Annotated in this window: 10 protein-coding genes; 6 read left to right on the top strand and 4 right to left on the bottom strand. The window is 66.2% G+C overall.

Annotated elements, in window-relative coordinates; all coding sequences use genetic code 11:
• Positions 1-721 precede the first annotated feature (721 nt).
• Positions 722-2791, bottom strand: a complete 2070-nt coding sequence (locus ACQR1L_RS29090) for a methyl-accepting chemotaxis protein (protein WP_434861350.1) — start codon at positions 2789-2791, stop codon at positions 722-724.
• Positions 2792-3001: 210 nt separating this feature from the next.
• On the opposite strand from ACQR1L_RS29090, the gene ACQR1L_RS29085 reads away from it, so the two are divergent.
• The 4 genes from ACQR1L_RS29085 to ACQR1L_RS29070 all read left to right on the top strand — a co-directional run bounded on the left by ACQR1L_RS29085 (position 3002) and on the right by ACQR1L_RS29070 (position 4881).
• Positions 3002-3733, top strand: a complete 732-nt coding sequence (locus ACQR1L_RS29085; protein ID WP_434861349.1) for a transglycosylase SLT domain-containing protein — start codon at positions 3002-3004, stop codon at positions 3731-3733.
• Positions 3734-3873: 140 nt separating this feature from the next.
• Positions 3874-4155: a DUF2312 domain-containing protein gene (locus tag ACQR1L_RS29080; RefSeq protein ID WP_434861348.1), complete on the top strand. Its 282-nt coding sequence runs from the start codon at positions 3874-3876 to the stop codon at positions 4153-4155.
• Positions 4156-4285: 130 nt separating this feature from the next.
• Positions 4286-4630, top strand: coding sequence for a zinc ribbon domain-containing protein YjdM (locus ACQR1L_RS29075; protein ID WP_434861347.1), 345 nt, complete (start codon positions 4286-4288; stop codon positions 4628-4630).
• 59 nt (positions 4631-4689) lie between these two features.
• The gene (locus tag ACQR1L_RS29070; RefSeq protein WP_434861346.1) at positions 4690-4881 is read left to right on the top strand and encodes a hypothetical protein; all 192 of its coding nucleotides are present in this window, start codon (positions 4690-4692) and stop codon (positions 4879-4881) included.
• A 5-nt stretch (positions 4882-4886) separates the two neighbouring features.
• Here the strand turns inward: ACQR1L_RS29070 and ACQR1L_RS29065 are convergent, their stop codons facing one another.
• Positions 4887-5855, bottom strand: a complete 969-nt coding sequence (locus ACQR1L_RS29065) for a VOC family protein (RefSeq protein ID WP_434861345.1) — start codon at positions 5853-5855, stop codon at positions 4887-4889.
• A 480-nt stretch (positions 5856-6335) separates the two neighbouring features.
• Here ACQR1L_RS29065 and ACQR1L_RS29060 point away from each other — a divergent pair, with 480 nt between their 5' ends.
• Positions 6336-6551 (top strand): hypothetical protein, encoded by a 216-nt coding sequence (locus ACQR1L_RS29060; RefSeq protein ID WP_434861344.1) that lies wholly within the window; start codon positions 6336-6338, stop codon positions 6549-6551.
• A gap of 270 nt (positions 6552-6821) precedes the next feature.
• On the top strand, positions 6822-7052 hold the full coding sequence (locus tag ACQR1L_RS29055) for an FmdB family zinc ribbon protein (protein WP_434861343.1): 231 nt from the start codon (positions 6822-6824) through the stop codon (positions 7050-7052).
• 24 nt (positions 7053-7076) lie between these two features.
• On the opposite strand, the gene ACQR1L_RS29050 is transcribed toward ACQR1L_RS29055, so the two are convergent.
• On the bottom strand, positions 7077-7508 hold the full coding sequence (locus ACQR1L_RS29050; RefSeq protein WP_434861342.1) for a Rieske (2Fe-2S) protein: 432 nt from the start codon (positions 7506-7508) through the stop codon (positions 7077-7079).
• Positions 7509-7605: 97 nt separating this feature from the next.
• Complete coding sequence (locus ACQR1L_RS29045) at positions 7606-8328, bottom strand: DUF3750 domain-containing protein (RefSeq protein ID WP_434861356.1); 723 nt, start codon at positions 8326-8328, stop codon at positions 7606-7608.
• Positions 8329-8415 lie beyond the last annotated feature (87 nt).

Below are 8415 nucleotides of genomic sequence, written 5' to 3'. Positions count from 1 at the left end.
CATTGACCCTATGCCCAACACAGCTCATCCATACAATCCGCCTTGCTTGACAGAGCGGCGACCTGGGTAGTTACGCGCAGCGAAGCAATCCAGGATGGTGGGCGGGACCCTGGATTGCTTCGCTGCGCTCGCAATGACGCGGGGAAAGGCCGTGCCTCATTGGCCGGCCTGCCGGTCCGCTTCCGACAAAAATAATTTTCTTGCCATTTTTCGGAAGTCATGATTATCTCTCGCCATCCCGGTCCGCGAGAGGGGCGCTTCGCGATCGTCACGAGACGTGGGGCCGGTGATGCGGTGGCCGTAAGCGTGCTGCAGCGGGTGTGATGCCTGCCGACGAACAGCCGTTTGCGGACGTGAAGACGCGTGGTTCTGGCCTCCCGGTGCCGAGGCCAAGCCGGTGGTGATGATCCGCTGGCGACGGGGTCAACAAGCCGGTCCCCGGGGAGATCGCGCCATAAGCGTGAAAACCATCGCGCGGGGAATGCCGGGATGACTCGGCTGAACCTGTGGTGACTGCCGCCTGCTTTCCTTGTTGCAGGCGGGCCATGGGTGCGGCCAGCGCCCGGCATTCCCCGCGCCCTCTCAATTGATCGAGGGCCAACGACCGGCAGCACTCGGGCGCATCGCGCCGCGGGATCGCGCCCGCGCACCCCTTCCGCGCTCGGGCGACCACGTCGCTGTTTGACAACGTGATGCTGCGTCTGTTGCGCGGCGCTGCGGTTTACGCGCGGCGCACCGTGCCGAGGAAGCCTTCCACCGCGACACGGAAGCGATCGGCATCACCCGACATCTTGCGCACGGACTCGACCATCGCCGCGCCGGCATTGCCGGTCTGGCGGTTGAGGGCGGCGACCGCGCCGATCGTGTCGGTGACGGCGCGGGTGCCCTGGGCGGCCTGCTGGAAGTTGCGCGAGATCTCGGTGGTGGCGGCGCGCTGCTCCTCGACCGCGGCCGCGATCGCCGTCATCTTCTCGTCGATCCCCGAGATGTTGTGGCTGATGGCGCGGATCGCCTCGACCGATTCGCCGGTGGCGGCCTGGATCTCGGCGATCTGGCGGGTGATGTCGTCGGTCGCGCTCGCGGTCTGCGACGCGAGGTTCTTGACCTCGCCGGCGACCACCGCGAAGCCGCGGCCGGCCTCGCCGGCGCGCGCCGCCTCGATGGTGGCGTTGAGCGCCAGCAGGTTGGTCTGGCTGGCGATCGCGGTGATCATCTTGACCACCTCGCCGATGCGGTTGGCGGCGCGGTCGAGCATCTCGACGGTGGCGTTGGTCTGCGCCGCGCGCTCGACGGCCTGGCGCGCTTCCGCCGCGGAGGCCTGCACCTGGGCCGCGATCTCCGAGACGGAGGCGGTCAGCTCTTCGGTGGCGGCGGCGATGGTCTCGAGATTGGTGGTCGCGGTCTCCGCGGCGCTGGCCACCGCTGCGGTCTGCTCGGTGGAGTCGTCGACGAGCTTGCGCACGTCGGAGGCGCTGTGATCGAGCTGGCCGGTGGAGTTGCTCATGCTGACGATCACCGCCTGCACGGTGTCGTCGAAGCTGCGGCAGGCGCTGTCGATCGCCTGCGAGCGCTCCAGCCGCTTGCCCTGGTCGAGCTCGCGCTCGCGCGACAGCTGGTCGGCGGTGGCGGCGCTCTCGCGCAGGCCCTCGAGGGCTGCGGCCATGGCGCCGAACTCGTCGGCATGGGCGAATTGCGGCACTGGCGTCTGGTAGTCGCGCTGGCCGATGCGGTGGATGGCCTGCATCAGCGCCGCCACCGGGCGCACCAGGCGCACGCGGACGGCGCGCAGCGCGGCGCCCGCGACGAGGAGCGCGGTGACGAAGGCGATCGACTGCAGCATGAGGCTGGTCAGCGCCGCCGTCCTGATCGCCTCGGCGCGCGCGATCGAGGCGTCGAGCGCCTTGATGCCGACGGCGATGATGCCGGCGAACGGGCCCTGGCAGAATGCGTTCCACTCCGGCGCGGGCATTGCCGGCTTGCCGCTGCCGTCAAAGCCCTTGACGAGCTGGTCCATGCGCTGATGCGCCGCCTCGACCTCGCCGCGCGATGTTTTCACGACGGCGGCGAGCTCGGCGCTGCCGGCGCCGGCCAGGAGGTCGTCGAGCCCGGACCAGCCGGCGCCGATGGTGCCGCGCCACTGCGCGACCGAGGCCTTCTGCGCCTCCTCGAGCGGCTTGGAGGCGTTGATGTTGGGCCGCAAGGCCGAACATTGCAGGCCATAGCGGTCGCGCACCTGCCAGGCCAGCCGCCGCGCCTGCACCATCTTGGCGATCGCCGGATCGGTCATCCAGGCGCGGTTGGACACGGCAAGCGAGGCGGCGTTGGCGGCGTCGAGCGTCTTGGTCATCGCGTCGTACCAGGCTTGCGTGCGCGCCAGCACGCGCTCGGCCTTGGGCTTGGCCGCCTCGTCGAACAGCAGCTTGAACTGCGGCACGGTGGCCTCCCAGCTCGATTTCAGCCGGGCCGTGAGGTCGTCGCGCTCGGGCATGTCGACGCCGGCGAGCGCTGTGACGATGCCGTCATAGCCCTTGGCCTCGATGCCCTGGTATTCGGTCAGCTTGGCGCGGGGATCCTCCTCGCTCAGCAGGACGCTCTGGATGTCGCCGCGATGGGCGCGCATGACCAGGACGTTCTGGAAGATCGCCTTGTCGGCCGCGGTCAGCTGCTCCGTCGCGACACTCTCGCGATAGCGGCCGGCCGCGCCGCTCATCAGGATCGCCGTCGACACCAGGATGCCCGCCGCGAGCACCGACAACAGCACCATCAAAAGCGTACTGACCGACTTCTTCATCACGCAATTCCCCACACCACAAAGTGGCAGAATGGAGCAATTGCACAAATTCTTCCTTAACCATGACCCGCCACACGGGAGCCCCGAGGTAATCAGTTGCCGAACAGCCCTCCTCCACCGCAACAAAAAGTGCGTAAGCCGCGCCGTACGTCTCGCTGGCGCGCGTGGCGGCGCAATGCCAGACAAATCGCGCAGCGCGGCGGGCGGTGGATGCTGCGGCTGGCGGGCGCGACGCCGCGATGGCTGAAGGTCGCGGCCGGCGCGGTCGCGGCCCTCGGAGCCTTCGCACTCGTCAATCTGACCTATCACGTCGTGCGCAAGCCGACCGAGCTGTTCGCCGTGACCGGGCATTCGCTCGACAAGGCGCCGGACGAGACCTGGCGGCAATATGGCGCGCTGTTCCGCGACCACGCGACGCGCACGATCACGCCGGAGCTGCTCGCGGCGCTTGCGCAGACCGAGAGCTCGGGCAATCCGGTCGCGCGCACCTATTGGCGCTGGCGCTTCGCCTGGAATCCGTTCGCGCTGTACCAACCGGCTTCCAGCGCCGTGGGCCTGTTCCAGATGACCGACGGCACCTTCGCCGACGCGGCGCGGTTCTGCATCCGGGATCACGAGGTGGTCGGCGACGGCTGCGGCTCGCCGAGCCTCTATGTCCGCGCCTGGCCGGCGCATGCGGTGGCGCTGACCGTGATCTCGCTCGACCGCCAGGTCGCAGCCGTGCTGGCACGTCAGCCTGCCGCCAAGGCAAGCGCGCAGCAGAAGCAGGATCTCGCGGCCTTGATCCATCTCTGCGGCGCCGGGCCCGCGGCCGGCTTCGTGCGCCGCGGCTTCAAGCCGGAGGATGGCGAGCGCTGCGGCGATCATTCCGTTGCGCTCTATCTCAGCAAGGTCAATGCGATGAAGAAGCAGTTCCAGAAGCTCGCTGCGGAGCCAGGATGACACGCGCCCGGCAACATCGGCAGCCCGGTCGTATCGGCGTTAAGCACGTCGGCTGTGCAGGTGTGGGCAAAGCGCGCACGTTAACACATTGGCAACGAAGTGCCGCGCATTTTCAGGCTCCCATTAGTACAGGAGTCACCATGTCAGAGATCGGCGTTCCCGGCGCGCGGCTGCGGTCCTTCATCGAGCGGATCGAGCACCTCGATACCGAATTGGCGGAGCTGAACGAGCAGAAGAAGGAAGTGTTCGCCGAGGCCAAGGGTGAGGGCTTCGACGTCAAGATCCTGAAGGAGATCATCAAGCTCAGAAAGCAGGACCAGGACGAGCGCGACGAGCACGAGACGCTGCTCGACACCTATCTGCGCGCCATCGAGGCGGCCGAGACCGAGCAGACCAAGGTGCCCGAGAAGAAGGCGGCGTGAAGCCCGCCCTGATCGACAATGGTTGCGCGCGGCCTGCTTCGCTGCGCGCGCCCCGCCTCCCGGATTTCCCTTGCCGGGTTCCATCCGAGCCTCTAACGCTGCACCCAATTCCAGCAGTCCCGAGGACGAGATGACCGACGCGATGACCTGCCCGCAATGCCGTTCCGAGCACGCCTATCAGGACGGTGCGCTGTGGGTGTGTCCGGAGTGCGGTCACGAATGGAGCGGCGAAGCGGCCACTGCCGCGGCGGACGATACGAGCATCCGCGACGCCAATGGCAACGTTCTGGCCGACGGCGACAGCGTCATCGTCATCAAGGACCTCAAGGTCAAAGGCTCGTCCTCGGTCGTGAAAGGCGGCACCAAGGTGCGCAACATCCGCCTGCAGGACGCGACCGACGGCCACAACATCGCGTGCAAGATCGACGGCATCGGCCAGATGAATCTGAAGTCGGAGTTCGTCCGCAAGGCCTAGGCCAAGTCCCGGAACATTCGAACCGCCGCGGCGTTCGCATGGACAACGGGAGAATGGCCATGTTGACGGACGACCAGATCGCGACGCTCTCAGATATCGGCCAGGCGATCGCCTTCTCACCTGATCGACAGGACGAACTCGACGGCCTGATTCGCGAAGGATACGTCACCAAGGATGGTGACGTCTTCGAGCTGACGTCGAAAGGCCAGAAGGTCTTGACCGATCGCGGTGCCGGCCTCAACGAATCCTGAGCTGCCTAGATCCGAATCAGCTTGACCCTGGTGCCCCAGGGATCAGCCGTCTCGAGTCCATCGGATGACGTCGTGAGGGCAGCCCCCGCCTTGCGCAACCGTTCTTCCTGCGCCGCCAGCAACGCTTCGCCGCGCACCTCGAACGAGAACCACGACAAGCCCGTCGTCCGGTCGTCGCGACGGCCGGCACCCGCGCTGCGCCAGGTATTGGCGCCGATGTGGTGATGATAGCGCCCCGACGAGAGGAAGGCGGCGCGATCGATGCTGCGGGTGGGATTGAGGCCGATCAACCCGGTGTAGAACTCGCTCGCCTGACTGAGATCCCCGACTTTCAGATGCACATGACCGATGCGCAAGCCGTCCGGGGCCGCGGCGTAGTTGCTGGTGCGGGTATCGGTTAAACTGACGAGATCGTCGACGTCGAGCTGCTCGGTGCCCATTCGAACGGAGCCATCGCGCCATTGCCAGAGCTCCGGCGCACGGTCGGCATAGACCTCGACGCCGTTGCCCTCGGGATCGTCGAGATACACGGCCTCGCTGACATTGTGGTCGGCAAAGCCGGTCAACGGCGTGCGATTGCGCGCGACATGCACCAGCCACCGCGCGAGATCCTTGCGCGTCGGCATCAGGAAGGCGGTGTGAAACAGGCCGGCCGACCGCTGCGGCTCGCGCGCGGCCTCGGACTTTGGCTCGAGCTCGATCAGGGCCACTCCGCCAGCCCCGAGACGGACCGCAGCCTCGCTGCGTTGGAGGACGGTGAGACCGATCACGTCGCGGTAAAACGCCGCCACCTTGTCGGGATCGTTGACGCGAAGCGTGACCATGCCGATCCGGATCGGCGTTCGGCTCGCGAAGGTCGGGCCGGCCGCTGCTCCGTCGCCGCCTTCGGCGCGAGCGGCGCTGATAGCTGCCATCGTCAGCGATGAAGCGCCGGCGAGCTCGAGCAACATGCGGCGCGTGACGTCGATTGTCATCATATCCCCCAGAAATGCTCCGTCTTCCTACGGAACTGCCTGCCGCTCGCGCAAGACCGGCGCGGGCCTGCACCGTCACGAGCCCGTGACACTCGGTGGAGTTGACGTTCACGCCCAGCACATTCGGAGTTCACTCACGACGAAAGGTATTGGAGCATGGAACATCTCGTTCAGGCGCCGCGGGACTGCACAGAAGCTGCCTGTTGTTTTGCCTGTTGTTTGATGTCGTACGACGAGGCCTCGGCGGAGTGACATGACCGAACGCTGCAGCCACGATGATCCAACCTCTTCATCAGCAGCGCACGATCTGAAGATGCTGAATCTTGCGTGATCTCGGCAACCAACTCGTCACGCTTCTGTCGCTGCGAAGTAACACCCGTACCACTCCCTTCCGTAGCAGCACGGCCTGGATTCATAACTTGGCATGAACTCTGCTTTCCCGACCCTTACCGGGTCACACTCATCGGAGGCAGCTTCAACGTGCTCGTCACTCTCGTCGCACTACTTTGCAACGGCCAGCTCTGCATGGAGAAGGTCGTCACCAACAGCGAGATGTCCGGCATCACGATGGCGTCCTGTGCCGTCAATGCGCAGATCGGCATCGCCGACTGGATGTCCAAGGGTCCCTATCACGAGTGGCATCTGCAGAGTTACAAGTGCGTCGCCGGCAAGTACGTCCCCAAGACCAACGTGTGAGACCAACGTCTGAGACCAACGGCTGAACCAGCGTGTGACGGCCCGTCGCGGCGGGCCGGCTCCGGGTGTCCGGATCCGGCCCCCGCGCAAGGCGCCAGCGATGTCCCATGTTCGACGCGAGCCGCGTCGCGTTCAGAACACGGTTAGTCCTGCGGACAAGCCGTTCGCATGCAAACGAGCTGCATCCGACGCGGCTTTCTTGGCGACTCCGGCCCTCGCGGCGCTGGCCCGCTTCGTGCAATGCTCCCTCGGCCAAGGAGGGATTGCGCCATGCCGTTCTACAGTTTTCATTGCGCCACCTGTGCGGAAGACATCGAGCTGCTGATCGGAATGTCCGAGAAGCCGGTCTGTCCGAGTTGTGGCGGCCGCAAGCTCACGCGACTGCCCTCGCTCCCGGCGCCGCCGGCGCGCAGCCCCGGCCTGATCCGAGCAGCGCGCGCCCAGGCGGCCCGCGAGGGGCATCTCAGCAATTTCAGCCGAGCCGAACGGAAGAAACGCTGACCTCCGGACGGCGAGTCGCCGGTGCTAATCCGAGGTGATCTGCACCTCGGGCACGTTGTCCTCGGGATCGTCGATGTCCAGCCCGTCCTCCTCGTCGAGATCGATGCCTGACAGGCAGATGTCGCCGTCATCGATGATCAGCTCGATGGTGGTGAGGGCCTTGCCCTGGCATGGGCCGATGAAGCACTGGCCGGTATCCAGATCGAACTGAGCGCCATGCTGGCCGCAGACGAGGAAATTGCCCTCCTCGTCCATGAATTCACCCGGGCTCTTGTCGAGCCGGGCCCCCTGATGCGGACAGGCATTCTCGAAACCGTAGAAATTGTTGCCTTTGCGCGTGACCAGGATGGGCCAGGGCTTGGCGCTGCCGTCCGGCTCGCGGCGCTGAAGAATGAAGCCCCGCGCCGTGCCGTCGTCCACCTCGTAGGTCGCGCAGATCGCAAACAGCGTACTCATCACCTGCTCCTCCGGCGCTTCTGGCGCATTCGCGACAATGATCGCCTGAAGGTCGGGTGCAGCAAGCCGCATGCCAGCCTGGAGTCAAACACTCCGCTCAGACCAAGGACATCCCGACGCGGCCGATCCCCGGAAACTTCAGCGCCGGCCGCCTCATGTCGATCCCGAGCACCCCGCCGAAGAAGTTCAGCTCGACCCCTTCGATCCAGCCGATGGTGAGGCCGAGATAGCCGCCGAGCGACACGAACACGCCCGTTCGGGAGGCCGTCCGGCCCCACCAGCCATCGTAAGGAAAGTCCTTGCCGATCGCCGTCGGCGGCAGCACTGCGTTCAGCTCGGGGACCGCATTCAGCGCCGCCTGCACAAAGGTATTCGAGTTCGGTCCCGGCCAGGCATTGTAGTCGCCATAGGCCCGGAAACGATAGCTCTCGATCACGCCGCGGATCTTTGGAATGACGCGCTCGGCCGCTTCGCCATCGACGGCCAGCACGGTCTCGGGCAAGGCCCCGAACCAGCGGCCGTCGGGAGCAAAACCGTCCACGCGGATCGGCTCGCCCCAGGCCGTGTAGTCGTAGCGGGTGTAGCGCTGAGCACCCTTCTCCTTGACCACGATCCAGCTATGGACCGCGAAGATGCCGCGCCAGCGCACGGTGCGCGCAGCGAACACGCGGATGACCGCATCCGCATGCTGCGAAGGCGGCGGCAACAGCCCGGCGCTGGACCGGTCCGCGGTCTGCCAGCTGCCGCGGTGGTCGCCGCGCAGATACGCGGCGGCCGAGATCGAGATGGGGGCGATGATGAGCAGCAGGAAGACGAGCACGAGTTTCTTCACGGCGGGTGATGACAATGGATCGAACGGCAATACGACCCATGTAGTCATCACGGCCGCTGCCGCCAGCGCTAGCGT

It is taken from the genome of Bradyrhizobium sp. HKCCYLR20261, from assembly GCF_051168435.1.
Taxonomy (GTDB): Bacteria; Pseudomonadota; Alphaproteobacteria; order Rhizobiales; family Xanthobacteraceae; genus Bradyrhizobium.
This window is presented reverse-complemented; position numbering and strand designations above follow the sequence as displayed.